At 42.9% G+C, this 396-nt stretch carries 1 protein-coding gene; it reads right to left on the reverse strand.

What is annotated here, in order from left to right:
* A partial coding sequence (locus HMPREF3052_RS09115) for an IgG-binding virulence factor TspB family protein (RefSeq protein ID WP_283126975.1) occupies positions 1-396 on the reverse strand: 396 nt, incomplete at both ends.

Below are 396 nucleotides of genomic sequence, written 5' to 3' on the forward strand. Positions count from 1 at the left end.
TTTTTATCGGGCTTTCCATCGGGATTACTGTCAGGATTACCGTCAGGCTTCTTATTGGGTGCTTCTGGGCTACCTGGATCAAGATCAGGACGTTGAGTAGTTGCGACTTCTGCTGTTGTATTGCCGTTGGAGTCTTGGCCGAAAGTTATTGAAATTTGAACCGGTTTGCCGTTTTCGGGGGTGACAGGTCCAATGGTTACAACAGTACCGGCAGGGACTGAGACTTTTTCGTTATATTCAGGATAGCCCGTACCTTTGATAAATGGATTTGGGTTTAAATCGATGGATTCGGTAGCTAGTTGTAAAAATTTTTCTGGACCAAGAACTTCTGTATCTCTCATGTATAATTGAAATGAAATCGTGCTTCTGTAGTCGCTACCGCTTTTAACTAAACAA

This window comes from Neisseria sp. HMSC056A03, from assembly GCF_001815685.1.
Lineage (GTDB): Bacteria > Pseudomonadota > Gammaproteobacteria > Burkholderiales > Neisseriaceae > Neisseria > Neisseria subflava.